We start from the raw sequence: 24,835 nt of genomic DNA on the forward strand, positions 1-24,835 counted from the left end.
CGGCCCAGACCGAAAGCGCTGCACCTGCCCGACGCCGTCTGGATCAACCCACCCGAACCGGCAACCGATCAACCACTACCCCAAGCGGCGTAACACCCACTGGTCCCACCGACCTTGACAAGTTCCGGAGCGTCGGCAGCCGGCAACGCTCAGCCCTGCGGCCCCTACGCTCTCGCCTCGACTGGGAACAGTTCAATGGCTAGCCAACAAAATCTCTCCGGTCCGAGCGCACCTCTCCTGCGGCGGGATGGGCACGTATCGCTGGTCGGCGGTCTACCCAAGACCAAGTGCACACATCTGCGGGTCGCACGGCCATGGCCTGGCGATCGGGTAGCAGGCCGCCGCCGCTACGAGTTGGAGGGCGGCGACCCCAGCCGGGAAGATCAGTGGCTGTGGGTGGCCTGATGGAGGTGTCGAGTCCGATCGACGTGCTGCGGCTCCGGGCCGAGCTCGACACGGTTGCGAGGGTTCAGTTCCAGGTGCCGCTCTCCGAGGCGGACTACCGTACGCTCGCCGCGATTCTGGCGGAGCATCCGTCCGTCACCCTGCGCGCGTATGGCTTTGATGCCGAGTTGTCCACGCTGCGGTTCCTGCGGTGGTTCCCCCACCTTCGCCGCCTCAGCGTGGCCGGCCTGTTCCACCTGACCGACCTGACCCCACTGCACCAGCTGGATGCCGACGTCGAGTTCCTCGACCTTGGCGAGACCCGCAAACCCCTCGACCTCACCCCGGCCACCGCGTTCCGGGGCCTGCGTGAACTCAGGATCGCATCACATCGCCGCGGCCTCGCGGACCTACTCCACACCAACCCCAACCTGCAGGGCCTCGCAATGTGGAGACTTCCGGTCGACCGAATCCTCCCAGCCGTCACGCTGCCGCACCTGCAGTCGCTGTCACTCACCCTCGGCTCCCTGACCGACGCCGAATGGCTCACCCAGATCCCCACCCTGCGCTACCTCGCGCTCCGCGACGTCCGCCGGCTCACCAACCTCGAACCGGTGACGCGCCTAACCGCGCTGCAATGGCTCATCCTGCACGCCCTGACCATCGACCAACTGCCCGACTTCAGCCCCAGCACCGCGCTGCTCCGCGTCGACCTCAATGGCATGCGGCGCCTACGCCAGCCCAACGCACTTGACAGGCTCGCCGCCGCACCCCGACTCCAAGACCTCAGGGTCACCCAGTCGTCGCTACCGGTCGAGGCGTTCATCCCGTTTACCAGCCACCCCACCCTGGCCCATGTTGGCGTCGGCCTCGGCAGCGAACGCCGCAACCTTGCCGCCGAACACCTGCTCGGACGGACACCACCACGCGGCGACGAATACTTCGCCGCGACCCACAATCTCCTGTACATCCTGTAAGCCAACGCGGCCGACGACAGCCGCGACCGCCGCCGCCCGGTCAACACCCCCCCGTTCGCGCTCACCGTCGAATCGGTCGGTTACCTATGTCTCGGCGACACTGGTGCCGCTCCGCATCTAAGATCGACGTACTCTCATGGCTGCAATCAGCGCGCCGAGGTGTCGATCAGCTGGCGGACGAATATCGCGCATCAGTCAACGGACAGGGCTTGCCGCGTTGCGTTGGCGAATTGACCTCTTAGGGATCAAGGCGGCCCGCAACGCGGGCCGCGCCGGTCCGGCCCCGGCCTGCTGGCGACCTCCGGCCGGCATCGGCCGGGCCGGCCGGCCACACTTCGGGCAACCAGTACCTAGAAGACCTCGGGGCTCCGCCCCGAACCCCGATCCTCCTCGGAGATCAGCCGCGGATCACCTCGCCGGGCACCACAAGGGCTACCAGCTTCCCCGGACGGGGACCAGGTCGTACGTCCGGCAGGGCGCTCCACCTGGTCCCCGTCCGGGGAGGCTGGACGGTCTGGCGACTGCCCGACGAAGAGATCTGCTCCAACTTACGAATCGCTGATCCACCCATCCGGCTCAGTAGCCGTTCACGTGAGTGGCTGCGGGATCGACAGACACGAAGCCAGCTAGATCAGGCCTGAGTCAAGTAGCTCGTACGCCCACGTCACCCGATGCTGGATCTCTGGCGGGCCCCCGGCGCGCAGCTCGTCGAGGACGATGCGGACCTGCTGCTTGTTAGTCGACATCAGCTCAAGGATTGTGGACTGGAGCCCATCTTGGTCGTCGCCAAGGTTCCGAGCGGATGCCGCGATCAACAGCGGCAGGACATCAATCCCGCCAAGACCCGCCAAGATGTCGGCGATGACATCGCGGCCATAGGAATGACCCGTGTTTAAAAAGCTGTCGAGTTCGGCCGCCAGCAGGGGTATCAGAGCCTTGTCGCCACTCGCCGTGATCTCGTCCACAAGCTGGTAGGCCAGCGTGCTGTCATCGTCGGGGTCGTCGATGCAGTGGAGCAGCTCTGCCATGGTTGCCACGGGCAGAAGATACAGACCGCTCCGCTCCAGCCCAGCCCCCTACCCACCCGCAGTACAGCCATCCGTACAGCCAAGTCCCCCAGCGGGACACCGACGCGAGCCGACATCGATGGACGGCCAGACCAGGAGCGAGAGGCCTCGACCAGCCATCGGCGATCTTCTTCTTATCCCAGGGCCGCCGCCTGGTCGTGGTAGTCCGACGGTGGATAGGCCGGTTGAACCAGGACCTGGTCACCATCGGTTTGCGGGCAGGGAACCGTGCCGGCCGTGTCAGCGGCCGGATGAGCGAGTGTCGGCCCCCCGGGCCGACGGGTGACCGGCGGACGGGCAGCCGAATGAACGGGTTCCATTCGGTCAGAGTTGGCGGTAACGGACCCGGCGGGTCTGGAGCCGCTCCGCCGGGTCGACGTCGAGCAGGGTGGCCAGCTCGTGCGCCAGTACCGCCCCCAGCCGGTCGAGGAACGCCGCGGGCTCCTCGGCGGCGTCGGGTCGCTCGGCCACGATCCGGTCCACAATGCCCCTTGCCCGCAGGTCCTGCGCGCGGATGCCCTGCGCGGCGGCGACCTGCGGCGCCCGCTCGACGGTGCGATGGAGGATCGCCGACGCGCCCTCCGGCGGCAGCGGCGAGAGCCAGCCGTGCGCTGCGGCGATGACCCGGTCGGCCGGCAGCAGGGCCAAGGCGGCGCCGCCGCTGCCCTGACCCAACAACACGCACAGGGTCGGCACCGGCAGGGTGACCAGATCGGCAAGGCACTGGGCGATCTCTCCGGCCAGGCCGCCCTCCTCGGCCTGTGGCGACAGGGCGGCGCCCGGCGTGTCGACGACGGTGACGACGGGCAGCCCCAACTCTGCGGCGAGCTTGAACCCCCGCCGGACGGCCCGCAGGCCGGCGGGGTCAGGCGGGCTGTCGCGCCGGTCGTGTCCGACGACCATGGCGGGGGCTTCCCCGAAGCGGGCCAGCGCCACGATCACACCGGCGCCGGTTTCGCCGCTCTGCGTCCCGTGCAACGGCACGACATCCCGGCCGGCGTGTCTCAGCAGTCGGCGGATTCCGGGACGGTCGGCCCGGCGGGATCGCCGGACGGCGTCCCAGGCGGTGCGTTCGCCGGGCGGGTCCTCCACCGGGCTCGGCGGACGGGGGAGACGGCGCGGCGCGCTGAGAGTGGCCAGCGCTCGGTCGGCCAGCGCCGCCACCTGCTCCGGCGCAACGACCGCGTCGATCAGACCGTGTTTGTGGAGGTTCTCGGCGACCTGCACGCCGGCCGGGAACGGCGAGCCGGTCAGCGCCTCGTGCACCTTCGGCCCGAGGAAGCCGATCAGCGCGCCCGGCTCGGCGACTGTCAGGTGCCCGAGGGACCCCCAGGACGCGTACACGCCGCCGGTTGTCGGGTGCCGCAGATAGACGAGGTATGGCAGCCCCGCGGCCTTGTGCGCGGTGATCGCCTGGCTGATCTTCACCATCTGCAGGAACGCGATCGAGCCTTCCTGCATCCGGGTGCCGCCGCTCGCGGGCGCGGCGAGCAACGGAATCCGCGCGGCGGTCGCCCGCTCGACGGCCCGGGTGAGCCGCTCGGCCGCCGCGACGCCAATCGAGCCGCCGAGAAATGCGAACTCGCCGGCGATGACGGCGACCCGCCGCCCGCCGAGCCGGCCCGCGCCGGTGATGACCGCCTCGTCGACGCCGGTAGTCCGGCGCGCGGCGGCCAGGGCAGCCGCATAGTCTGCGTCGAGCGGGGCCGGATCGGCCACCGCCTCATCCCACGACACCCATGTGCCGGGGTCGATGACCAGTTCGATCAGGTCCCGTGCCGATCTCCTCACCCCCGGTCGACCTCCGGGTACGGGCGGCCGCCGGAGAGCCGTGCATGGTCCGGACCGCGGTCGAAGGATGACTCCTCACCGGTGCGCCGGCTCCACAGCGTCGGGCAGAGTGCTTCCGAGGCGGCCTCGTCAACCTCGTCGCCAGCCATGATCACACCATAGTCGTCGCGGGCCGCGGCAATGGAGAGAGAAGAAGACCTCGGAAGATTGGTTCTCGTCAAGGGGACTCCGCGCAGGGGAGGTGCCTTGCAGGTCGACCCGTGTCGTCAGTCGACCAGCTCGGCGATCTGGCGCAGCTGCCGTGGGCCGCCCGAAACCAGCAGAGTGGTGATCACGCACTCGCGCCACCGCTGTAGCTCGTCCTTGATCTTCGCGGTCGGCCCGATCAGCGCGATGTCCTCGACCAGTGCGGTCGGCACGGCCGCGATCGCCTCCTGCTTGTTGCCCGCAAGGTACGCCTCGGTGATGACGTCGCACTCCCGCTCATAGCCGAGGCGGGCGATGACGTCCCGGTGAAAGTTGGCCGACTTGGCACCCATGCCGCCGACGTACAGCGCGATGAAGGGCCGGATCCGATCGGCCGCCCGCTCCACGTCGTTGTCGATGACGATCGGCACTGTCGCGGCGATCTCGAACTCGTCCGGGCCGCGGCGGGCGCCCGGTCGGGCGAAGCCCTCGGCCAGCGCGCTGCGGTAGAAGCCGTCCGCCTTGGGGGAGAAGAACAACGGCAGCCAGCCGTCGGCGATCTCGGCGGCCAGCGCCACGTTCTTCGGCCCCTCGGCGGCGAGGAAGATCGGGATGTCGGTGCGCAGCGGGTGGACCGTGGACTTCAGTGGCTTGCCGAGGCCGGTGCCGCCGCGCTGCGGCAGCTGGTAGAAGTCACCGTCGTACTGGACCGGGCCGGTGCGGGCGAGGACGGTGCGGATGATCTCGATGTACTCCCGGGTGCGGGCCAGCGGCCGCGGGTACGGCTGGCCGTACCATCCCTCCACGACCTGCGGGCCGGAGGCGCCGAGCCCGAGGATGAACCGACCGCCGGACAGGTGGTCGAGGGTGAGCGCCGCCATCGCGGCGGCGGTCGGCGTACGGGCCGAGATCTGCATGATGTTGGTACCCAGCCGCACCCGGGAGGTGCTGGCGCCCCACCAGGCGAGCGGGGTCAGGCAGTCCGACCCGTACGCCTCGGCGGCCCAGACCGAGTCGAAGCCGAGGCGGTCGGCCTCCGCGATGGCTTCCGTGACGCCCGCGGGTGGGCCGGAGGACCAGTAGCCGGTGGTGTACCCGAGTTTCATTGCGCGACCTTCCGTGTCACGGGGCGATGCCGTCGGCGGCGAGACCGGCGACGACCGCCTCGCTCAACGTGTTGACGGCGGACAGGGGGCGGACCATGACCGTGAACTCCTCGATCAGACCGTCGTCGCCGAGCTGGAGCAGGTCGAGGCCGTGGATCTGCTTGCCGCGCACGGTCGCGCGGAAGATGAGGATGTGCGACTCCACCGGCCGGCCCGCCGTGCCGATCTCGGCCTCGCCGGCCAGCTGTCCGACGTACCGAAAGTCCTCGAAGGTGCGCAGGAGGACGCCGAGGAGCCCGTGAACGGCCTGCGCCCCCTGAAACGGGGTGAACTTCACTGGGCTGTAGAAGCGCACGTCCGGGCTGAACAGCCCGTCGAACGCGGCGAGGTCCCGGTCCTCCACGGCGGCCCGGAACCGCTCGACGGTCGTCACGGCTGCCTCCTCTATAGTCAACGATAGGAGTAGTCATATCACTGACTATGCGACGAGGGAAGCGGGAGGTTGCGCCGATGGCGCTGCGCCACGCGGTGCTGGCGGCACTGCTCGACGGCGAGTACAGCGGATATCAGCTGGCCAAGGTCTTCGACGTGTCGCTGGCGAACTTCTGGTACGCGGTGCCCCAGCAGCTCTACGGCGAACTGGCCAAGCTGGAGCGCGAGGGGCTGATCGCCGGCCGGAAGGTCATCCAGCACGACCGGCCCAACAAGCGACTGTTCACGGTCACCGACGCCGGCCTCGCGGAGCTGGCCGCGTTCACCGCGGCGCCGTCGAAACCGACGTCCATCCGGGAGGACCTGCTCGTCATGGTCCAGGCCGTCGACCGGCTGGACCCGGCCCCGGTCATCGCCCAGCTCGAGGAGCGGGCGGTCGCGGCCGCGGCGAAGGTGGAGATCTTCGACCGGATGCTCCGGCGGTTGCGTGGCGAGCTGGACGAGGAGACGTTCCTGCGCGAAGGCGACCGGATCGGGCCGTACCTGACGTGTCTGCGCGGCCGCCGGTTCGAGCAGGAGAACCGCGAGTGGTGCGAGCAGGCCGCGGCGCTGCTGCGCGCCCGGGCGACGCTGCCGGCCTGACCCCGCTGTCAGTGCCATCAGCGCAGGGTGGGGCGCTACGAACCAACGTGGCTCGGATCGGGTGCCGCGTTCTGGGGGAGTAGCGGCACGAGTGTGAGACCTTCCTACTTGTCGTGCTGTCGGCGCACCATCTCGGTGATCCAGGTGGGCGCGAACGGAGATGTGCAGCCCGGGGAGGTCGGGTAGTCCTTGAGCACCTCCAGGCGCTCGCCGATGTCGATTGCGCGGGCACGGTGCGCGGCGTGCTCGATCCCGATCTGAGCCAGGCAGTGGTTCATCGCCCACTGCAGGCGATCCGGGGCGTCTTTCATCTCCGCCTCGATGACGTCGAGCAGTCCTGCGAGATCCAGTTCCTCGGGCTTCTTCGCCACGCGTTCGGTGGTCAACGCCCAGCCGGCACTCGCGACCACCGGATCCGGATCGGCGGACCAGGCCAGGCGCAGCTCCTCGGAGTGCGGGTTCTTCTTCACCACGTAGTTCACGAGCCAGTCGTGCACCTTGGGTGCGCGCGCCTCGCGCAACATGACGTCCAACTCGTCACGCTCGAACGCCTTCGGGCGGCAGATCAGGATCGCCAGCAGTCTCGCCGCGGTGTCACCCGTCGCCCAGAGCTGGCACGCGAGTTCCTGCTGCGTCTTCAGCCGCTTCGCGACCGCGCGCAGCTTGCTGAGGTGCACACCGTGATCGTCACCGTGTCTCTCGTTCACCTCGCGGATCTTCGGGTCATCGAGCTCGGCCAGCTCGGCCATCACCTCGGCCACCCTCGCCTCGGTCGGCGTCGTCTCGGCCACCTCGGCCTCCTGTCCATCACGTGCGGAATGCAGCCTACGACGGAAAGTCGGCCTCCTGTCGTCCACGCCGGTTCGGCGACAGCCACCGACGGCCCTCTGACCTTGTGGAGTTGGCAGGCTGACCGTCCGCGACCGGTACGCGCGTGCCTGAGCCGCGCGTACCGGTGCCGACTCGTCGCCGACGTCGCCCACGCGTCGGTCAGCGAGTCTTCCTCTCCGTCCCGATGGTCGGCTGGGCGGTGTCGCCGATGACGGACTGTGCGGTGGTGGTGTCGGTCCACCCCAGGCGGTGCACGGCACGGATCTGCAGGGTGTGCGCGCCGGGCGTGACCGTGACCGTGGCCGAGCGGGCGGTGCCCGCCGTGGTGAGCAGCACCTTCCCGTCCACCAGCACCTCGAAGCTCTTGATGAGGTGACTCGCCGTGCCCACCGACCAGGAGGCGGTGAACGTGCCCCGGGTGTGGTAGGTGGTGCCGGACTTGCGGCCGGTGAGGCCGGCGAGTGCCAGCCCGGAAATCTTGGCCGCCCTGGTCCGGATTCCGCTCAGCTGGGCGTAGAGCGAGTCGCCCGGGCACTCCGTCGCCACCGCGTCGCGGTGACCGGAGATGCGGTTCATCACCACGGACTCACCGAGGTCGTACTTGCCGTCGACCCCGGACACCAGGGTCACCTTGCCGTACGGGTCGTTGCCGTACTGGCCGAGCTTGTACGCCGCGACCTGCGCGACGGCGTCCTGGACGACGGTGGGCGCGCCGGAGGTGATGTACGTCCCGAGCACGGCGATCGCGGCGGTGTTCGTGTTGAAGCCGTAGGTGTGCGCCCCGGTCACTGGCTTGTCGATGCCGCCCTTGCGGCCTTCGAAGATCACGCCGCACTTGTCGACGAGGAAGTTGTAGCCGATGTCGTTCCAGCCGTTGCTCTTGACGTGGTAGACCTCGATGCCGCGGACGATGGCGGCCGAGTCGGTGCAGCTGTAGGTGCTGGTGCCGGCAGTGTGGTGCACGAAGAACGCCTTGACCGTGGTCCCGTACGTCGGTGGGTCCAGCACGATCGACTCGTCGGCCTTCCACCCCGCGCGGGTGACCACCTTCGGGGCGGGGATCGGGTTCGGGGGCGTGCTGGGGCTGGGCGACACGGTGGGTGAGCTGGTGGTGGGCGCCGGCGCGGAGGTGGTGGTCGGCGCGGGCGCGGTGGTGTCGGCCGGCGCCGGGGCGGTGGTCTCGACCGGCGCCGTCGTGGTGGCGGTGTCGGTGGGCGCGGGCGCGGTTGTCGTGGTGTCGGTCGGCGCCGGCTCGGTCGTCGTGGTGTCGGTCGGTGCCGGGTCGGTGGAGGTGGGCTCCAGTGCCTGTACCTCGGCGACCGGCTGGAGGCGCTCGGGGCGGACGTGCACGGCACCAGCCCCGGCGGCCTTGCGGCGCTTCGGCTGGCCCGGGTCAACAAGCTCCAGGCGCAGTCCGGCAGGCAGCCGGTGGCTGCCGTTGCCGCCAGCGGTTCTGGCGCGCACCTCGACTGCGTCGGAGGGACCGACCCACAGCGGGTCCGTGCCGCCGCGCGCCTTTCCGGAGGTCGCCTCGGCACCCGGCTCCGGTCCGAAGTGGTTGTCCAGATCCAGCGGCAGCCAGCCCGACCAGCCGCCGCCGACCGCCCGAGTCCGGACGGAGATGGTGCCCTCGAAATCGATCTTCGGGTTCGCCCAGGTCACCCCGACCATGGCGAAGCGGTCGGTCTCCCGCTGCGCGATGGCCACCTCCCGGTCGTCAGCGGTCGGGAAGTCCACGGTATGCAGCGCCGTGGTGACCGGCCCCTCCGCGGCTGCCCACTCGGCACCGTCCTCGCCGAGGCCGACCACGACCAGGCCGACCGTTCCGGCCACAGCGGTGGCCACCAGGCCGGCCCCGACGCCGGCCGTCCGGCGGCTCCAGCGGATCCCCGTCAATCTCACAGCTGAGTCCCTCCGTAATGATCTACCGGAGGGCTCAGCGCCGGTAATGTCCGGAGCGTTACGCGCTCAAGCTGATACGGCGAATCGAGATGTGCCTCCATCGAGCTGGCGGTGCGACCGCACGCCATCTCCTCGCCGTCCGGCTTCCTTGGATCCGCTGCACCGAATGGACCGTCTGGCGGCGGATCCGGCGGATCCGGAGCCGAAGATGATCAAGCGGTGCGGGTCGGACCCGAGGGACTCCTGCTCAGTGTGCAGCCGCCCGCCGACGGTGGTCGGCGGGCGGCGAGGGGGACGGGGTCAGGCGGTGCGGCGCAGGTCGGTGAGCAGCTGCTCCACTCGGCTGCGGATCTCGTCGCGGATGGGGCGTACGGCCTCGATGCCCTTGCCGGCCGGGTCCTCGAGCTTCCAGTCCTCGTACCGCTTGCCCGGGAAGATGGGGCAGGCGTCACCGCAGCCCATGGTCACGATGACGTCCGAGGATTCGGCCGTGGCGTACTCGAGGAGCTTGGGGGTCTGATCGGTGATGTCGATGCCGACCTCCCGCATGGCCTGCACGGCGGCGGGGTTGACCGTCTCGGCGGGGGCGGAGCCGGCGGAGCGAACCTCGACGGCCTCGCCGGCGAGGTGGCGCAGCCAGCCGGCGGCCATCTGGGAGCGGCCGGCGTTGTGCACGCACACGAAAAGGACGCTGGGCTTGTCGGACATCAGGAGCCTTCCTTGCAGTACGGGTCGCAGGGCCGGTTCACCGGCGCCTCCGAGTGGGCTGTGGGCAGGGGCCGGTCAGGGTCGCTGTTGCGGTCGAGCAGCCGGTGACGGCCGGCCGGACGCGGCGGATTGACCAGGGCGCGATACGAGTTGTCTGCGCCACCGTGCGCCGGGTTGGTGCTCATGGGCGGTGGTCGAGCGCCCGGTCGCGCTCGTCGGTAGGCACGACCACCTGGTCTGCGGCCTGCCCGGCGTCGGGGTAGAGCGCGGCCAGGAGACCGATGCCCACGGCGAGGCCGACGAGTTGGGCGATGATGAAGCCGGGCACGGACGCGGGGGCGATGCCGGCGAAGGTGTCGGTGAACGCCCGCCCGATCGTGACCGCCGGGTTGGCGAACGAGGTCGACGAGGTGAACCAGTAGGCGGCACCGATGTAGGCGCCGACCGCGGCGGGGGCGACGGGGGAGCGCCCGGACCGGGCCAGGGCGAAGATCAGCAGGATCAGGCCGGTGGTGGCGACGACCTCGCCGAGCCAGAGGTGCCCGGCGGTGCGGTCCTTGGCGGAGAAGTCGACGGCGGCCAGGTCGAACATCAGGTTCGCCAGGATCGACCCGCCGACCGCTCCAGCGACCTGGGCGGCGACGTAGCCGCCGAGGTCCCGGCCGGTCAGCCCGGTGCCGGCGCGGCGGCCGAGGAACCAGTCGGCGGCGGAGATGACCGGGTTGAAGTGGGCCCCGGAGACCGGGCCGAAGATCAGGATCAGCGCGCCGAGGGCGAACGCGGTGGCGATCGAGTTCTCCAGCAGTTGGAGGCCGACGTCGCCGGGGGAGAGCGCGGTGGCCATGATGCCGGAGCCGACCACGGCGGTGACCAGCAGGGCGGTGCCGGTGAACTCTGCCAGCAGGCGCCGCCAAAGTGCGATGGTCATCAGTCTGTACTCTCCCGTTGCAGTGAGGTCCCGAGCCGCTTCTCGGCCGGGGCGAGGGCTATCGGCTGGCGGGGACGTGCAGCTCGTCGAGGAGCCGGCGGACGCGGCGTTCCGTCTCCGTGCCGGAGGTGCCGTCGAACTCGGCAGCGAGGCGGGTGGCGGCGGTGCGCAGGGCGAGCTGCTGGTCGACGGAGAGGTCCTCGCGCAGGTACGTGCTGGTGTCAGTCATGGCGATCTCCCGAACTCATGGCGGGGGTGACGACGGGGGCGACCCGGTCGACGCGTGCCGCCAGCTCGGCGAACGCCGCCTCGAACGCGGCATCGGTGTCCAGCCGGACCGGGTCGGGCACGGACCAGTGCAGCCGAGGCCGGACCGGTCCGGTGAGTTCCTCGTGGGCGTTGTCGCAAACAGCGATGACGAGGTCGTCATCGCGCACGATGTCCGCGACGTGAGAGGTGCCGGTCGGGTTCAGCGCCAGCCCATGTCGCCGGGCCACAGCCACCGCACGAGGATGAACCCGGTCTGCGGGCTTCGTCCCCGCGGACGTCGCCGAGGTGTGGGCGCGGTCGGACCAGATGGCGGCGGCGAGCTGCGAGCGGGCGGAGTTGCGGGTGCAGACGAACACCACCCGACCGACCCCGGCCAGCGGCGCCGGGGTCAGTGTCGCCAGGGCCGCCGGTCGCAACCGCAGGTAGGTACGACGACGGTCTCCCTCCGACCGGCCACGGACCACCAGGCCGGCCTCGGTGAGGACCTTGACGTGATGGGCAACCAGATTCGTCGGCATCTCCAGGTCGGAGGCGATCTCGCCAGGGGAAGCGTCACCCAGGGTGAGCGCGTCCACGATCGCCAGCCGCGCCGGGTCGCCGAGCGCGGCGTGAATCCGGGCGCGTCCCTGGAGCGAGGCAAGGTCAGTAGCCATTGACTCAATGATTACTGAGTAACTGAAGGAACGTCAAGCGGAAGAAGCGAGTGATCAGGTGGGTGCCCACCGACGCGCCCGGGCCGGGCGGAAGGTGCAGTCGGGTGAGGGCCCTCCTGAAGCCGGTCGGCCAACTCGTGCGCGCCCAACTCGCCCCAGAGAGGCGCCCATCCGGTGGGCAGGGGAGCTTTGGTTGCCGGCTCCGTCCTGAGGCCGCGGTCAGCAGCAGGTCTTCAGGTACGACTGCAGCTCGGCCAACGCCGCGACCGCCCCGTCGCGGTCGGCCCGGTAGTACACGGTCTTCCCGTCGCGCCGCGACGTCACCACGCGCCCGCGGCGCAGCAGGGTCAGCTGTTGCGACGCCGTGGCCTGACTGATCCCCGCGCGTTCGGCCACTTCCCCGACCGACAGCTCGGCACCTCCCGCGAACAGCAGCATGATCCGCTGGCGCGTCGGGCTGCCCAACGCCTTGAGAAACTCCTGCGTGTCCAGCGCCAGCCCGGGCAGTCCGGCGCTGGGCGCGACCGTGGCCGGCTCTGGCTCATCCATGTTTCCCACCTTTCCGTAGCATCGTCATATTGTCATTCAACGAAATAACAATATGATGGTGCGGTGACCCCCTCTTCCGAACCCGTGATCATCGTCGGCGGCGGCCAGTCGGGCCTCGCCGCCGCTCGCGCCGCGCTCTCCGTCGGCCTGCGCCCCGTCGTTCTGCAGGCGGGCGTCGAGACGGTCGGGTCCTGGCCCGACTACTACGACAGCCTCACTCTGTTCTCCCCGGCCCGATACAGTGCGCTGCCCGGCAAGGCGTTCGGCGGTGGAGACCCAGACCGCTACCCCACCCGCGACGAGGTTGTCGCCTACCTGCGCCGCTACGCCGGCAGCCTGGATGCCGACATCCGCACCGGCGTCCGCGTCACCGCCGTGCACCCGCGCCGGGGTGCCGGGTACCTGGTTCGCACGGACACCGGTGACGAGATCCCCGCGGCGGGTGTCGTCGCCGCCAGTGGCTCCTTCGGCAACCCGTATCTTCCGGTGCTTCCCGGTCGGGAGGACTACGCCGGCGAGGTGCGGCACGTCGCGCACTACCGCCGGCCCGAGCCGTACGCCGGCAAGCGGGTCATCGTCGTCGGCGCCGGCAACTCCGCCGTCCAGGTCGCCCACGAACTGGCGTCGCACGCGAGCGTCACGCTGGCCACCAGGGCGCCGATCCAGTTCGTGCCGCAACGTATTCGCGGCCGGGACCTGCATTACTGGCTCCACGTCACCGGCGCGGACCGCCTCCCACGGGCGGTGCTGACCCGCCTCGTCCGGCACTCCGCCGTGCTCGACACCGGCGTCTACCGCGACGCCATCGCCTCCGGACTCCTCGCCCGCCGGGAGATGTTCACCGCCTTCACTCCCGACGGGGTCGTCTGGGCCGACGGCAGCTTCGAGGTGGTCGACGCGGTGATCCTCGCTACCGGCTACCGCCCGAATCTCGACTATCTCGGACCGCTGGGAACCTTGGAGCGCGGGATGCCGCGGCAGGTGGCCGGCGTCTCCACCACCCACCCCGGGCTGGTCTACCTGGGGTTGGAGTTCCAACGCTCGTTCTCGTCGAACACCCTGCGCGGGGTCGGCCGCGACGCCGCCCACGTCGTCGCCGCCTTGGCTGAGCGCGTGTCCGGCGCAACGCCGCGGCGGCGGTGGCTTACCGAGCGGCTGCCGGTTCGACGGTGAGCAGCGCGGCGAGCTGGCGCAGGATGGCCGGCCGGGCCCGGTAGTACACCCAGGTGCCCCGGCGTTCGGCGTCGACCAGCCCTGCTTCGCGCAGCGTCTTGAGGTGATGCGAGATCGTCGGGCCGGTGAGATCGAAGGCGGGGGTGAGGTCGCAGACGCAGGCCTCACCGCCCTCGGCTGAAGCGATCATCGACATCAGCCGCAGCCGTACCGGGTCGCCGAGGGCTTTGAACGCGGGCGCGAGCACCGCGGCGGTCTCGGCCGGTACGCGCCGCTCCGCCAGGGGAGGGCAGCAGGGGGTGTCGGCGGTCAGGTCGACGAGGGTGAGAGGCACCGCTTGCTTCGACATGTCTCTAGGTTGACATCTCTCTAATCAACGTGCAAGTCTCTACTTCGACGGACGTCAAGACAGACAGCTGGCAAGGGGCGCCGTGGTAGGCTTCATCGCCCATCGGCGATAAACGATGAAGGACGTGGTGATGGCGGACGAGCTGCTGGATCGGACGACGGCGCAGACGTACGCGTCGTGGTTCCGCGCCCTCGCGGACCCGACCCGGGTGCAGATCGTGGAGTACCTGGCCCGCCATGCCCGGCCGATGAGCGTGCGGGAGATCGTCACGGCGGTCGGGTTGGCCCAGTCCACCGTCTCACAGCACCTCAAGATCCTCGCCGAGGTGCGGTTCGTGCTGGTGGAGCCGGCTGGAACGGCCCGCCACTACCGGATCAACGACGCGTGTGTCGGCGGCTTTCCCTCCGCCGCCGACGTCGTCATGGGCCGGCCCGCCCCCAGTCCGAACGGAATCTGCTGATGGCCGACAGCACCGTCCGTGCCATGGTCGCCAGCGACGCCGACCGGGTCCTGGCGATCTACCAGGCCGGACTCGACGCCGGCAACGCCAGCTTCGAGACCACCACGCCGACCTGGGCGGCGTTCGACGTCGCGAAACTGCCCGAGCACCGCTTCGTGGCCGTCGACGGCGACGACACCCTGCTCGGCTGGATTGCGGTCTCGCCGACCTCGAACCGGGCGGTCTACGCAGGGGTGGTGGAGCACTCCGTCTACGTGGACCCGGCCGCGCAGGGCCGGGGCGTCGCCCGGCTGCTGCTGCAGACCCTGATCGCCTCCACCGAGGCCGCCGGCATCTGGACGATCCAGTCCGGCGTCTTCCCGGAGAACACCGCCAGCCTCGCCCTGCATCAGCGCGCCGGGTTCCGGGTCATCGGCGTGCGGGAGCGGGTCGGACGGCACCACGGCCGCTGGCGGGACGTCGTCCTGCTGGAGCGCCGCAGTCCCGCCATCACCTGACCAGCACCGGCCCGCAGGACACGGGCCGCCGTCTACCTATTTGATTCGACAGCTCTCTACACAGAGGAGTCATCCGATGAGGGCCCTGGACAACCTTCCCGTCGTGGTCATCGGCGCCGGCCCGGTGGGGCTGGCCGCCGCCGCGAACCTGCACGAACGCCGCATCGCCTTCACCGTCCTGGAAGCCGGCGACTCCGCCGGCGCCGCCGTACGGCAGTGGGGACACGTGCGGGTGTTCTCCCCGTGGCGATACAACATCGACCCCGCTGCCCGCCGCCTCCTGGACGACGCCGGCTGGGTCGGCCCCGACCTCGAGGCGCTGCCCACCGGCGCGGAACTCGCCGCCGACTACCTGCAGCCCCTGGCCGAACTGCCGCAGCTCAAGCCGCACCTGCGCTACGGCGCGCGGGTGGAGGCGATCAGCCGCCTCGGCCTGGACCGGCTGCGCACCGCCGGCCGCGAGCACACGCCGTTCCTGATCCGCCTCGCCGACGGTGACGAGGTCCTGGCCCGGGCGGTGATCGACGCCTCCGGCACCTGGGGCACCCCCAACGTTCTCGGCGCCTCCGGCCTGCCCGCCCGCGGCGAGGCCACCGTCGCCGCGTTCCTGGAGCACGCGCTGCCGGACGTGCTCGGCACTGACCGGGACCGGTTCGCCGGCCGGCACACCCTGGTCGTGGGCGCCGGCCACTCGGCGGCCAACACCCTGCTGTCCCTGGCGGAACTGGCCGCCGGCGAGCCGGGCACCGAGGTGACCTGGGCGATCCGGACCGGCTCACCGGCGCGCACCTACGGCGGCGGAGACGCCGACGCCCTGCCGGCGCGCGGCGCGCTCGGCTCCCGGCTGCGCGCGCACGTCGACGCCGGCCGGATCCGGCTGCTCACCGGCTTCTCCGTGCACACCCTCGCCCCGACCGACGGCCGGGTGAGGGTGGTCGTGCGCCACACCGACGGCGGCGAGGAGTCGATCACGGTGGACCGCATCGTCGCGGCCACCGGCTTCCGCCCGGACCACTCGATCGCCTCCGAGCTGCGCCTGGACCTCGACCCCGTCATGGGCGCCACCCGGGCCCTCGCCCCGCTGATCGACCCCAACGAGCACTCCTGCGGCACCGTCCCCCCGCACGGGGTGGACGAGCTGTCCCACCCGGAGGTCGGCTACTACGCCGTGGGCATGAAGAGCTACGGCCGCGCGCCGACGTTCCTCATGGCCACCGGCTACGAGCAGGTCCGCTCCGTCGTCGCCGCCCTCGCCGGCGACTGGGACGCCGCCCGCGACGTCCAGCTCGACCTGCCCGAAACCGGCGTCTGCAACAGCGACCCTGCCGACTCCGCAACCGGCGACAGCTGCTGCGGACCGGCCCCGACCGGCGACCCGGCAGCGCGCGGGCTCGCCACCGGCATCACCGGTGGCCTGCTGGCGGCGCCGCTGAACCTGGTCACCCTCGACGCTGCCCCCGCAGGCGGCCAGACCGGTGGCTGCTGCGGCAGCTGATGCCCACCACCACGACGGTGCCCGCCGACCCTGCGGTCGGCGGGCACCACGCCCACGGCTGGCGGATCGTCGCCGCCCTCGCCGTCACCTCCACCGTCGGCTACGGCACTCTCTACTACGCCTACGCGGTCCTGCTGCGCCCGATGGCCGTCACCCTCGGTGCGTCCACCACCGCCGTGACCGGCGCGCTGACCGCCTCGGTCCTTGCTGGCGCGGTCATGGCCATCCCGGTGGGACGGTGGCTCGACCACCACGGCGGACGCGCGCTGATGACCGCCGGTTCGATCACCGCCACCGCCCTGCTCGTGGCCTGGTCGCAGGTGCACTCCATCGCCCAGCTCTACGCCGTCATGATCGGCATCGGGATCACCGGCGCGATGGTGCTCTACGAGCCCGCCTTCGCCGTCATCGTCTCCTGGTTCAGCCCGGACCGACGCGCCACCGCCCTGTTGGCTGTCACGATCGTGGCCGGGTTCGCCAGCACCATCTTCATGCCGCTGACCGGCCTGCTGGCCGAACACCTCGGCTGGCGCGGTGCGCTGCTCGTCCTCGCCGTCATCCACGGCATGATCACCGTGCCCCTGCACGCCCTCACCATCCGCCGGCGCCCGTCCTCGGCGACGACGGCCCTTGCCGGCCCGACAGCACCGGATCCCGCCCAGCGGCGTGCGATCGTCAAGGCCGCGATGCGCGATGCCAGGTTCTGGATCCTGGCCGGTACCTTCGTCGCCCAGGGTGCGGCGACAAGCACCATGACCGTTCACCTCGTCGGCTACCTGACCAGCCGCGGCCACCCCGCCACGTTCGCCGCCACCGCCGCCGGCCTGCTCGGTGTCCTGTCGGTCACCGGCAGGCTCATCCTCACCGGCGCCCGCCGACGCCTGCCCGTCACCACCATCGTGGCCGTCGTCTTCGCCACCCAGGCCGGCGCTGTCCTCGCGATGCCGCTGCTCGCCGGCACCCGCACCGGCGCCGTCATCACCGTCGTCGGCTTCGGACTCGGCTTCGGCATCACCAGCCTCGCCACCCCAGCTTTGCTCGCCGACCGCTACGGCACCACCGCCTACGCCACCATCGCCGGACGACTCGCCGCCCCCGTCACCATCGCCAGAGCCACCGCGCCCCTCGCGGCCGCGATCCTCCTGCACACTGCCGGCGGATACCCACCGCTGCTCACCGCCGTCGCCATCAGCTGCGCACTCGCCGTCGTCGGCATCACCACCCGAGCGAGGATCCCCGCGCCACAACCCTCCACTGCCCACACCTGAGAGCGTGACGCGCGTCCATGGACCGCCCGTTGAAGGCTGGGGGAGCCGTGGCCCGCCCGAAGCTGCAGGACCAGCAGCGCGCACACCTGGCGGCAGCGGCGCGACGCGCCATCATCACCCACGGCCTGGCCAACGTCCGGATCCGCGACATCGCCGGCACCACGGTCACCCGCGACCAGGCGCGCCAGTACCTCATCGGTTATGCCAGCTATGCGACCAACACCCAACTCGCGCCGTCGGTCCGCCCCACGTAACTCGACGAGCGCCCGGTGCCGTGACCACTGTGAGCGGCACCGTGTGTCACCTTGCTGAGGCTGCTGATGGTCGCCACGATCGCCCCCCTTCGGCATGGCGCGGGCCACGGCGGTGCCGGTCGGGTGAGCGCCGATGACCTGCGGTGCGGCGCGGGAGGGGCGATCTGATGCGCCCAGCGTGGTATCTGAGATCTCCAATTCGCTCCGCAACCTTGTAGCATGCGGCGGACGACGGCCGGCAGCCGAGCGCGGCTCTGGTACGACTCGGCGGGTGGTGGCACTGCCGGGTCGGGCGGCCGCGGCGCCGGTCAGGCCGGGGTCGAAGTGAGAGAGGAACCTGCTCGGCGTGTTCCAGGAACCGGACCGAACCCGGATGACCGGCGGAAACTCAATCGGCGGGGCGCCAGGCGCCCACCCGCCGGGGGCGTGGGACGCGGACCTGGCCAAGGCGGTGCGGCACGTCGCCGTGCTGCGCACCGGGTTCTACGTTGTCGTGCTGCTGATCGCGCTCGGCGGCCAGGTGTCCGGGGCGATGGAACGGCTCGGCATGCCGTGGTACGTCGCCCTTCCGGCCGTTGGGGCGTTGGAGCTGGGCGGCGTTGTGGTGCTGGCGAACGCCGACGTACGCCGTCGACTGGGCGAACCGGCGATCCTGTCCCGTGTGCTGTCGGCCGGTATCGCCGCCGCCGCGGTCGCCTTCAACTGGCTGGCTCACAGCAACCACCTCGAAGGCGGCTTCTACGCGGGCATGTCCCTGCTCGGCTATCTGGTGTGGCTGATGAACACCGAGAACCAGCGGCGGGACCGGCTGCGTGCCAGGCAGCAGCTGCCCCCCACGACGCCGGCGTACGAACCGGTCGGGCACTGGTTGCGACACCCGTGGCTGACCCGCCGTGCCCGCTCGCTGGCCAAGGCTGACCCCGGCCTCGGGCTGTACGGCTCGCTCGACGCGGCCCGCGCGCAGATACGCGCCGAGCGGCGGCAGGCGGCGCTGAGCAAGGTGTTGCACCGCAAGATCAGCCGAGCGCTGGACGCCACCACCGCGGACATCGCCGTGGCGGTGTACGACCTCGACGAGATCGCCCGGCGGCTGGCCGAGCAGGCGGACTACGACGGGCTCACCGCGCTGATCGCCGCCGATCTGGCACCTGCGCGCGTGCTGGCCGGGAACCTGCCGGCGGGCGGCCGCCGCCGGCGGTGGCGTCGGACCGGCCAACCCGACCCCGTCGCACTGGCCTCGGCCGCGCGGCTGCTCGCCGACGCGCCGGACCCGGTCACGGACGCGGCCCCCGTAGCCCCTGCGGCGGACGCGGCCTCCGGCGGCTCAGCTCGGCCAGAGTCGGCCGGGGACGCCGTTCAGCAGGCGGGCGCTACCGAGCAGGCCGGAGACGGTGCCGAGCGACTGGGATCGGAGCGGTCCCAGGGGGCAACGCCGGACCGTACCGACCGGCCGTTGGAGCGGTCCGAGAGCACGGGCCAGCTCACCTCGACCACGGATCAGCCCGACCCGCCCCGCGCCTCGGACTGGGCGGCGTTGCACGCGGAAATCGCCCCGCTCCTGCCGGCAGCCGCACCGCGCCGAACGCCGCGCAACACAGCAGGCCGGTCGGCCACCAGCCGGGCGGAGGCATTGTCGGCCACGGACGCGCCAGGCTCCGTCGAGGAGCCGGCCGACACCGCGCCGCCGGCAACGACCCGCAGCGCGGCGGCGATGCCGCGGACCGCGGCGGGACGGGCACGTGTCGCCCGCGCCGGCGAGCCGGCGGGCGAGCCGGGGCCGATCGCGTCAGTCACGCGAGAGCTACCTCTTGTGGCCGGGCGGGAGCTGCCGGACCTGGTGGACACCGCGGCCAGCCGTACCACACCACCCGTCGCGACCCCCGACGCCGTGGAAGGGGCCACCGGGCAACGCTCGGCTACGCGACCGCGGCAGCGCCCGGTGGGACGACGCAGCCCCGCGACCGGGCTCGGAGACCGTCCGGCGTCGGTCGAGCACCCGGTCGGCTGAGCCAGTCGGCCCTGACCGAGACATCCTCAACTGCCTGATCAAGGAATACTCCCCGGACCCGTAGCTGAAACCGAGCTTTCGAGCTTCAGCAACCGCCTGGTCGGCGATCCATCGATTCAGGGAGCCTTCTTCAACTGGCTTTGCGGTGGTGGGTGGGTTCGGGTGCCCCGGTAGCGGGTTGCGGCGAGGCTCACGGGAGGACAGCGGTGCCGGCCGTCGAGTACGTTACCGGCGAATCGATCTGGCGATGGTGGACGGCGGGGAGGCCGCATGGCCGGGAAACACCGTTCGTGGTGGGGCTGGGGGCACGTCGAGGATGCAGTGACCGGCGCGGAGGCCACGGCGTTGGCCGACCGGGTGCGTACCCTGCTGCCCGACGTCGACCTGACCGAGCACGTCGCGCCGCCGGTGGCCGAACTCGACCTGCGCCCGCCGCGGGTCGATCCGCCGACGTCGCTCGCCCGGCTGTGCTCGACGGACCCGGCCGACCGGGCGGCGCACACCCACGGCAAGGCGTTTCGGGACGTCGTCCGCAACTTGCACGGGGAGGTCCACGACCCGCCGGACCTGGTGGTCCGGCCGGCGACCGAGCAGGACGTCGTCGACGTGCTGGACTGGTGCGCGGGCCGGGACATCGCGGTGATCCCCTACGGCGGCGGCTCGTCAGTGGTGGGCGGCGTGGAGCCGCGGCTGGACGACGCGTATCCCGCGGCGGTCAGTCTCGACCTCGGGCACCTCGACCGGGTGCTGGAGGTGGACCCGACCAGCCGGGCGGCCCGCATCCAGGCCGGCGTGTTCGGCCCGGCGCTGGAGGACCAGCTCCGGCCGCACGACCTCACGCTGCGGCACTTCCCGCAGTCGTTCGAGTTCTCCACCCTGGGCGGCTGGTTGGCCACCCGTGCCGGCGGTCACTACGCCACCGTCCTGACCCATATCGACGACCTGGTGGAGTCGTTGCGGGTGGTCACCCCGGCGGGCACCAGCCAGTCGCGCCGGCTGCCCGGCTCCGGCGCCGGGCCGTCCCCGGACCGGCTGTTCCTCGGCTCGGAGGGCGCGCTCGGCGTCATCACCGAGGCGTGGATGCGGCTGCAGGACCGGCCGCGCTGGCGGGCGGGCGCCTCGGTGCACTTCACCGACTACGACCGGGCGGTCGAAGCCACCCGGGCCATCGCCCAGTCCGCGCTGCACCCGAGCAACTGCCGGCTGCTCGACCCCGCCGAGGCGCTCCTCAACGCCGGTGCCGCCACCACCGGCGGCGTGCTCGTCCTGGGATTCGAGTCCGCCGACCATCCGGTCACACCGTGGCTGGACCGCGCCGTCGAACTGTGCCGCGACCACGGGGGAACCCTGCCGGAGCCGCCCCGTGGCGACGACTCGGCCGGCCCACCGCAGCGGACCGCCGCCGACGCCTGGCGGTCAGCGTTCCTGCGGATGCCGTACCAGCGCGACGCACTCGCCGCCCGGTCGATGATCGTGGAGACGTTCGAGACCGCCTGCACCTGGGACCGATTCCCCGCCCTACGCGCCGCCGTGCTCGACGCGGCCGGCGACGCGCTCCGCGCCGTCAACGCGACCGGCGTGGTCACCTGCCGCTTCACCCATGTCTACCCGGACGGCCCCGCCCCCTACTTCGGCGTGTACGCCACCGGCCGCTGGGGCGCCACCGTCGACCAGTGGGACCAGATCAAGCATGCCGTCTCCGACGCGCTGCTCGCCGCCGGCGGCACCATCACCCACCACCACGCCGTCGGCCGCGACCACCGACCGTGGTACGACCAGCAGCGTCCGGACCCGGTCGCGCTCGCCATGCGCGCCGCCAAGAGCGCGCTCGACCCGTCCTGGATCCTCAACCCCGGTGTCCTCGTCGATCCCGCCGGCTGACGTGGGCCGGCTCCGCGACGCCTGACTTCCCGGCAAACCTTCGCTGGCGGTGTACGGGGGAGGCAAGCGCCCCGTGACGCAGCCGTCAGCGACACCGGCGGGCGTTGAGCCGGGCGGCCTGGCGCGTCAGGTGGTCGCGTTCGGCGAGGTTGGGGGCCTTGTGGGCTGCCTCGGCGTACAGCCGTGCCGCCGTCGCCAGGTCGCCGTCGCGCTCGTGGAGGTACGCCGCCACCGCCGCGTGGCGGGGCAGTGAGTCGTTCAGCGCCGCGAGCGCCGCCAGCCCGGCGCGCGGTCCGTCGGCCTCGCCGACGGCCACTGCGCGGTTGAGTCGGACGATCGGGCTGTCGGTCAGGCGCGCGAGTTCGTCGTACCACTCGACGATCTGCACCCAGTCGGTCTCCTCGGCGGTGGGCGCGTCAGCGTGCAGTGCCGCGATGGCGGCCTGAGCCTGGAACTCGCCCAGCCGGTCGCGGGCGAGGGCTGTTTGCAGGATCTGGACGCCCTCGGCGATCGACGTGGTGTCCCATCGGCTGCGGTCCTGCTCGGCGAGCGGCACCAGGCTGCCGTCGGGCGCGGTCCGGGTGGCGCGCCGGGCGTGGTGCAGCAGCATGAGGGCGAGCAGCCCCGCCACCTCGGGGTGGTCGATCGCGGCCGCGAGTTGCCGGGTGAGTCGGACGGCCTCGGCGGCGAGGTCGACATCGCCGGAGTAGCCCTCGTTGAAGACCAGGTAGAGGACGCGCAGCACGGTGGCGACGTCGCCGGGCTGGTCGAACCGCACTCCGGAGACGGTGCGCTTGGCCCGGCTGATGCGCTGCGCCATGGTCGCCTCGGGCACCAGGTAGGCGTGGGCGATCTGGCGGGTGGTCAGCCCGCCGACGGCGCGCAGCGTGAGCGCGACCGCGGATGACGGCGTCAGCGACGGGTGGGCGCACCGGAAGTAGAGCTGGAGCGTGTCGTCGACCGCGGGCACTGGACCGGGTGCCGGCTCCTCGTCGACGAGGTCCTCACGCCTGCGGCGGGCGGCGTCGGCCCGGGTCGCGTCGAGGAACCGGCGCCAGGCCACGGTGACCAGCCAGCCCTTCGGGTCCCGCGGCGGGTCGGCCGGCCAGACGCGGAGCGCCTCGACCAGCGCGTCCTGCACGGCGTCCTCGGCCGCCGCGAAGTCGGCTCCGCGGCGGACGAGGATGCCGAGCACCGTCGGCGTGAGGCTCCGGAGCAGGGCCTCGTCCATCAGGTCACTCCGTGATCGTGGGCGGCGCGGTCAGGAAGGGGCGCACCTCGAGCCATTCGTGGATCGGCTTCCCGCCCGCCCCAGGGGCGGCCGACAGCTCCCCGGCCAGCTCGAGGGCGCGCTCGTAGCTGTCGACGTCGATCACCATCCAGCCGGCGATGAGGTCCTTGGTCTCGGCGAACGGGCCGTCGGTGACCGGGGGGCGCCCCTCGCCGTCGTACCGGACGAACGTCCCCTCGGGGGCGAGCGCCTGACCGTCGACGAACTCGCCGGTCTGCTCGAGCCGGGCCGCGAAGTCGTGCATGTACTGCATGTGCGCCGAGATCTCCTCCGGCGTCCACTGGTCCATGGGCACGTCGTTGACCGGAGCCGGAGCGCCGCGGTAGTGCTTGAGCAGCAAGTACTTCGCCATCGTGTTTCTCCTCTGCTGGTGCGACCCATCTTGGTCACCTTCACCGCGGGGACGAAGCCAGCCACCAGTTCTCGACATGGCCGTCCCAAATCTTTGCTCCCTTGCCGCCGCCCGGCCGCCCGGGGCCCCTTTCCCGGCGTACTGACCGACTCGCGAGTCCGTCTGTGCGACGAGTCGACCATCGGCGGCCTGCTGCCTTGGGCCGCCGACTTCGGTGAGTCGGTGATGAATTCGGATTGGAGCGCATCGAGCGGGGGATGATCCCTCCATGCGGGTGGTATGGGTGGCGGTGGGCGCAGCCCTGGCCGTGGTGGCCGTGGCAGGCTGCGGCTCGGCGACCGACCGCGGTGACGCGGCGGTTGCCGTCACCGTGCGGATGGCGGACGCCGTCACCGCGAAGGACGGGTTCGCCGCCTGCGCCCTGCTGGCGCCGGACACCGCGGCCGAGCTTGAGCAGACCGCCGACAAGCCGTGTGCGGAAGCGGTCCTGGAGGCGGACCTGCCCGGGCCGGGCGCGGTCTCGGACAGCCGCGTGTACGGCCAGTGGGCGCAGGTCCGGCTCAACGGCGACACGGTCTTCCTCGCCGTCTTCCCCGGTGGTTGGCGGGTGGTCGCCGCCGGGTGCACCGCTCGCGGCGACGAGCCCTACGACTGCGTGCTGCAGGGCGGCTGAGTCGTGCGAATCCAGTTCGTTCTGTTGCTGCTCGTGGTCGTGGCCGGCCTCGTCTACTTCTCCGCGCTGGGGGTGCTGCACCGGTGAGGAAATTCCTGCGCGACAACTCGCTCGGTCTGGTGTTCGGGCTGCTGTTCCTCATCACGCTGGTCGGTCAGGCGTTCGCCGGGCACGCCGACTTCAACCAGCAGCAACTCAGCGAGGGTCTGCAGCCGGTCTCGTTCGGCCGGTACGTCACGTCGGCAAGCTTCGCCGTCGACGTGACCGAGAACTGGCAGTCGGAGTACCTGCAGTTCTTCCTCTACATCTACCTGACCGTCTGGCTGCTGCAGAAGGGCTCCCCGGAGTCCAAAGAACTCGACAAGGCCGGCCGCGAATCGGATGAGGACCAGATGGTCGGCGCCCACGTTGGGCCTGGTCATGGGCGCGATCTTCGTGCTGTCGTGGCTGGCCCAGTCGGTCAGCGGGGTGGCCGCGTACAACGAGGAGCAACTCGGGAACCGCCAAGACCCGGTGTCCTGGGGCCAGTACCTGCTCCAGCCCGACTTCTGGAACCGCACTCTGCAGAACTGGCAGTCGGAACTGCTGGCCGTCACGTCGATGGTCGTCCTGTCGATCTACCTGCGACAGCGGGGATCCTCGCAATCCAAGCCGGTCGGGGCGGCGCATGCTGCCACCGGAGTGGAAGGCTGAGCGTCTCCACCGGGT

26 protein-coding genes and 1 pseudogene are annotated in these 24,835 nt (G+C 71.3%); 12 read left to right on the forward strand and 15 right to left on the reverse strand.

The window, feature by feature from the left end; translation table 11 throughout:
- Positions 1-404 precede the first annotated feature (404 nt).
- Positions 405-1,361, forward strand: a complete 957-nt coding sequence (locus KBX37_RS17205; protein ID WP_210776961.1) for a hypothetical protein — start codon at positions 405-407, stop codon at positions 1,359-1,361.
- 626 nt (positions 1,362-1,987) lie between these two features.
- Here the strand turns inward: KBX37_RS17205 and KBX37_RS17210 are convergent.
- The 5 genes from KBX37_RS17210 to KBX37_RS17230 all read right to left on the reverse strand — a co-directional run bounded on the left by KBX37_RS17210 (position 1,988) and on the right by KBX37_RS17230 (position 5,944).
- Positions 1,988-2,398, reverse strand: a complete 411-nt coding sequence (locus KBX37_RS17210) for a hypothetical protein (protein ID WP_210776962.1) — start codon at positions 2,396-2,398, stop codon at positions 1,988-1,990.
- Positions 2,399-2,752: 354 nt separating this feature from the next.
- A complete protein-coding gene (locus KBX37_RS17215; protein ID WP_210776963.1) occupies positions 2,753-4,219 on the reverse strand; it encodes a carboxyl transferase domain-containing protein in 1,467 nt (488 codons plus the stop codon).
- Positions 4,216-4,368: a hypothetical protein gene (locus tag KBX37_RS17220; RefSeq protein WP_210776964.1), complete on the reverse strand. Its 153-nt coding sequence runs from the start codon at positions 4,366-4,368 to the stop codon at positions 4,216-4,218. Before KBX37_RS17220 ends, KBX37_RS17215 begins: the two co-directional genes overlap by 4 nt.
- Positions 4,369-4,485: 117 nt before the next feature.
- Positions 4,486-5,511 (reverse strand): LLM class F420-dependent oxidoreductase, encoded by a 1,026-nt coding sequence (locus KBX37_RS17225; protein ID WP_210776965.1) that lies wholly within the window; start codon positions 5,509-5,511, stop codon positions 4,486-4,488.
- 16 nt (positions 5,512-5,527) lie between these two features.
- Entirely contained in the window at positions 5,528-5,944 is a 417-nt protein-coding gene (locus tag KBX37_RS17230; RefSeq protein WP_210776966.1) for a nuclear transport factor 2 family protein, read from the reverse strand.
- 77 nt (positions 5,945-6,021) lie between these two features.
- Between KBX37_RS17230 and KBX37_RS17235 the strand changes: the two genes are divergently transcribed.
- Complete coding sequence (locus tag KBX37_RS17235; protein ID WP_210776967.1) at positions 6,022-6,585, forward strand: PadR family transcriptional regulator; 564 nt, start codon at positions 6,022-6,024, stop codon at positions 6,583-6,585.
- Between the two features lie 104 nt (positions 6,586-6,689).
- Here KBX37_RS17235 and KBX37_RS17240 read toward each other — a convergent pair whose 3' ends face one another.
- From KBX37_RS17240 to KBX37_RS17270, 7 genes are all read right to left on the reverse strand, one after another.
- Positions 6,690-7,376: a DNA alkylation repair protein gene (locus KBX37_RS17240; protein ID WP_210776968.1), complete on the reverse strand. Its 687-nt coding sequence runs from the start codon at positions 7,374-7,376 to the stop codon at positions 6,690-6,692.
- 199 nt (positions 7,377-7,575) lie between these two features.
- Positions 7,576-9,318 (reverse strand): peptidoglycan recognition protein, encoded by a 1,743-nt coding sequence (locus KBX37_RS17245; protein WP_210776969.1) that lies wholly within the window; start codon positions 9,316-9,318, stop codon positions 7,576-7,578.
- A 300-nt stretch (positions 9,319-9,618) separates the two neighbouring features.
- On the reverse strand, positions 9,619-10,026 hold the full coding sequence (locus tag KBX37_RS17250) for an arsenate reductase ArsC (RefSeq protein ID WP_210776970.1): 408 nt from the start codon (positions 10,024-10,026) through the stop codon (positions 9,619-9,621).
- A gap of 181 nt (positions 10,027-10,207) precedes the next feature.
- Positions 10,208-10,954 (reverse strand): MIP/aquaporin family protein, encoded by a 747-nt coding sequence (locus KBX37_RS17255; protein WP_210776971.1) that lies wholly within the window; start codon positions 10,952-10,954, stop codon positions 10,208-10,210.
- 58 nt (positions 10,955-11,012) lie between these two features.
- The gene (locus tag KBX37_RS17260) at positions 11,013-11,183 is read right to left on the reverse strand and encodes a hypothetical protein (RefSeq protein ID WP_210776972.1); all 171 of its coding nucleotides are present in this window, start codon (positions 11,181-11,183) and stop codon (positions 11,013-11,015) included.
- Positions 11,176-11,877, reverse strand: a complete 702-nt coding sequence (locus tag KBX37_RS17265) for a helix-turn-helix domain-containing protein (RefSeq protein WP_210776973.1) — start codon at positions 11,875-11,877, stop codon at positions 11,176-11,178. The genes KBX37_RS17260 and KBX37_RS17265 overlap by 8 nt, the downstream gene beginning before the upstream one ends.
- A 219-nt stretch (positions 11,878-12,096) precedes the next feature.
- The gene (locus KBX37_RS17270; protein ID WP_210776974.1) at positions 12,097-12,426 is read right to left on the reverse strand and encodes a helix-turn-helix transcriptional regulator; all 330 of its coding nucleotides are present in this window, start codon (positions 12,424-12,426) and stop codon (positions 12,097-12,099) included.
- 63 nt (positions 12,427-12,489) lie between these two features.
- Here KBX37_RS17270 and KBX37_RS17275 point away from each other — a divergent pair, with 63 nt between their 5' ends.
- Positions 12,490-13,599 (forward strand): NAD(P)/FAD-dependent oxidoreductase, encoded by a 1,110-nt coding sequence (locus tag KBX37_RS17275; RefSeq protein WP_210776975.1) that lies wholly within the window; start codon positions 12,490-12,492, stop codon positions 13,597-13,599.
- On the opposite strand, the gene KBX37_RS17280 is transcribed toward KBX37_RS17275, so the two are convergent.
- A complete protein-coding gene (locus KBX37_RS17280) occupies positions 13,571-13,948 on the reverse strand; it encodes a metalloregulator ArsR/SmtB family transcription factor (RefSeq protein WP_210776976.1) in 378 nt (125 codons plus the stop codon). The genes KBX37_RS17275 and KBX37_RS17280 overlap by 29 nt on opposite strands.
- Before the next feature lie 115 nt (positions 13,949-14,063).
- Here KBX37_RS17280 and KBX37_RS17285 point away from each other — a divergent pair, with 115 nt between their 5' ends.
- From KBX37_RS17285 to KBX37_RS17315, 7 genes are all read left to right on the forward strand, one after another.
- Positions 14,064-14,408 (forward strand): ArsR/SmtB family transcription factor, encoded by a 345-nt coding sequence (locus KBX37_RS17285; protein ID WP_374103776.1) that lies wholly within the window; start codon positions 14,064-14,066, stop codon positions 14,406-14,408.
- Positions 14,408-14,905 (forward strand): GNAT family N-acetyltransferase, encoded by a 498-nt coding sequence (locus KBX37_RS17290; RefSeq protein ID WP_210776977.1) that lies wholly within the window; start codon positions 14,408-14,410, stop codon positions 14,903-14,905. The genes KBX37_RS17285 and KBX37_RS17290 overlap by 1 nt, the downstream gene beginning before the upstream one ends.
- 76 nt (positions 14,906-14,981) lie before the next feature.
- Positions 14,982-16,400, forward strand: a complete 1,419-nt coding sequence (locus KBX37_RS17295) for an FAD-dependent oxidoreductase (protein ID WP_210776978.1) — start codon at positions 14,982-14,984, stop codon at positions 16,398-16,400.
- Entirely contained in the window at positions 16,400-17,668 is a 1,269-nt protein-coding gene (locus KBX37_RS17300; protein ID WP_210776979.1) for an MFS transporter, read from the forward strand. Before KBX37_RS17295 ends, KBX37_RS17300 begins: the two co-directional genes overlap by 1 nt.
- 47 nt (positions 17,669-17,715) lie before the next feature.
- Positions 17,716-17,922, forward strand: a complete 207-nt coding sequence (locus KBX37_RS17305) for a hypothetical protein (protein WP_210776980.1) — start codon at positions 17,716-17,718, stop codon at positions 17,920-17,922.
- A gap of 373 nt (positions 17,923-18,295) precedes the next feature.
- Positions 18,296-19,930: a hypothetical protein gene (locus tag KBX37_RS17310; protein ID WP_210776981.1), complete on the forward strand. Its 1,635-nt coding sequence runs from the start codon at positions 18,296-18,298 to the stop codon at positions 19,928-19,930.
- 270 nt (positions 19,931-20,200) lie between these two features.
- Positions 20,201-21,811 (forward strand): FAD-binding oxidoreductase, encoded by a 1,611-nt coding sequence (locus KBX37_RS17315; protein ID WP_210776982.1) that lies wholly within the window; start codon positions 20,201-20,203, stop codon positions 21,809-21,811.
- Positions 21,812-21,896: 85 nt separating this feature from the next.
- Here KBX37_RS17315 and KBX37_RS17320 read toward each other — a convergent pair whose 3' ends face one another.
- The gene (locus tag KBX37_RS17320; RefSeq protein ID WP_210776983.1) at positions 21,897-23,042 is read right to left on the reverse strand and encodes an RNA polymerase sigma factor; all 1,146 of its coding nucleotides are present in this window, start codon (positions 23,040-23,042) and stop codon (positions 21,897-21,899) included.
- Positions 23,043-23,046: 4 nt separating this feature from the next.
- Complete coding sequence (locus KBX37_RS17325) at positions 23,047-23,454, reverse strand: YciI family protein (protein ID WP_210776984.1); 408 nt, start codon at positions 23,452-23,454, stop codon at positions 23,047-23,049.
- A gap of 268 nt (positions 23,455-23,722) precedes the next feature.
- Between KBX37_RS17325 and KBX37_RS17330 the strand changes: the two genes are divergently transcribed.
- Positions 23,723-24,127, forward strand: coding sequence for a hypothetical protein (locus tag KBX37_RS17330; protein ID WP_210776985.1), 405 nt, complete (start codon positions 23,723-23,725; stop codon positions 24,125-24,127).
- Between the two features lie 119 nt (positions 24,128-24,246).
- Positions 24,247-24,820, forward strand: a pseudogene (locus tag KBX37_RS35640) (DUF6766 family protein).
- The last annotated feature ends 15 nt before the right edge of the window (positions 24,821-24,835 follow it).

This window comes from Micromonospora sp. U56, assembly GCF_018070095.1.
Classification (GTDB): Bacteria; Actinomycetota; Actinomycetes; order Mycobacteriales; family Micromonosporaceae; genus Micromonospora; species Micromonospora purpureochromogenes.

What these genes read in the sequence shown, in the direction of transcription:
- KBX37_RS17205 (WP_210776961.1), top strand. Translation starts at nt 405, where the DNA reads ATGGAGGTGTCGAGTCCGATCGACGTGCTGCGGCTCCGGGCCGAGCTC.
- KBX37_RS17220 (WP_210776964.1), bottom strand. Translation starts at nt 4,368, where the DNA reads ATGGCTGGCGACGAGGTTGACGAGGCCGCCTCGGAAGCACTCTGCCCG.
- KBX37_RS17225 (WP_210776965.1), bottom strand. Translation starts at nt 5,511, where the DNA reads ATGAAACTCGGGTACACCACCGGCTACTGGTCCTCCGGCCCACCCGCG.
- KBX37_RS17235 (WP_210776967.1), top strand. Translation starts at nt 6,022, where the DNA reads ATGGCGCTGCGCCACGCGGTGCTGGCGGCACTGCTCGACGGCGAGTAC.
- KBX37_RS17250 (WP_210776970.1), bottom strand. Translation starts at nt 10,026, where the DNA reads ATGTCCGACAAGCCCAGCGTCCTTTTCGTGTGCGTGCACAACGCCGGC.
- KBX37_RS17255 (WP_210776971.1), bottom strand. Translation starts at nt 10,954, where the DNA reads ATGACCATCGCACTTTGGCGGCGCCTGCTGGCAGAGTTCACCGGCACC.
- KBX37_RS17260 (WP_210776972.1), bottom strand. Translation starts at nt 11,183, where the DNA reads ATGACTGACACCAGCACGTACCTGCGCGAGGACCTCTCCGTCGACCAG.
- KBX37_RS17265 (WP_210776973.1), bottom strand. Translation starts at nt 11,877, where the DNA reads ATGGCTACTGACCTTGCCTCGCTCCAGGGACGCGCCCGGATTCACGCC.
- KBX37_RS17270 (WP_210776974.1), bottom strand. Translation starts at nt 12,426, where the DNA reads ATGGATGAGCCAGAGCCGGCCACGGTCGCGCCCAGCGCCGGACTGCCC.
- KBX37_RS17280 (WP_210776976.1), bottom strand. Translation starts at nt 13,948, where the DNA reads ATGTCGAAGCAAGCGGTGCCTCTCACCCTCGTCGACCTGACCGCCGAC.
- KBX37_RS17285 (WP_374103776.1), top strand. Translation starts at nt 14,064, where the DNA reads ATGAAGGACGTGGTGATGGCGGACGAGCTGCTGGATCGGACGACGGCG.
- KBX37_RS17290 (WP_210776977.1), top strand. Translation starts at nt 14,408, where the DNA reads ATGGCCGACAGCACCGTCCGTGCCATGGTCGCCAGCGACGCCGACCGG.
- KBX37_RS17295 (WP_210776978.1), top strand. Translation starts at nt 14,982, where the DNA reads ATGAGGGCCCTGGACAACCTTCCCGTCGTGGTCATCGGCGCCGGCCCG.
- KBX37_RS17300 (WP_210776979.1), top strand. Translation starts at nt 16,400, where the DNA reads ATGCCCACCACCACGACGGTGCCCGCCGACCCTGCGGTCGGCGGGCAC.
- KBX37_RS17310 (WP_210776981.1), top strand. Translation starts at nt 18,296, where the DNA reads ATGACCGGCGGAAACTCAATCGGCGGGGCGCCAGGCGCCCACCCGCCG.
- KBX37_RS17315 (WP_210776982.1), top strand. Translation starts at nt 20,201, where the DNA reads ATGGCCGGGAAACACCGTTCGTGGTGGGGCTGGGGGCACGTCGAGGAT.
- KBX37_RS17320 (WP_210776983.1), bottom strand. Translation starts at nt 23,042, where the DNA reads ATGGACGAGGCCCTGCTCCGGAGCCTCACGCCGACGGTGCTCGGCATC.
- KBX37_RS17325 (WP_210776984.1), bottom strand. Translation starts at nt 23,454, where the DNA reads ATGGCGAAGTACTTGCTGCTCAAGCACTACCGCGGCGCTCCGGCTCCG.
- KBX37_RS17330 (WP_210776985.1), top strand. Translation starts at nt 23,723, where the DNA reads ATGCGGGTGGTATGGGTGGCGGTGGGCGCAGCCCTGGCCGTGGTGGCC.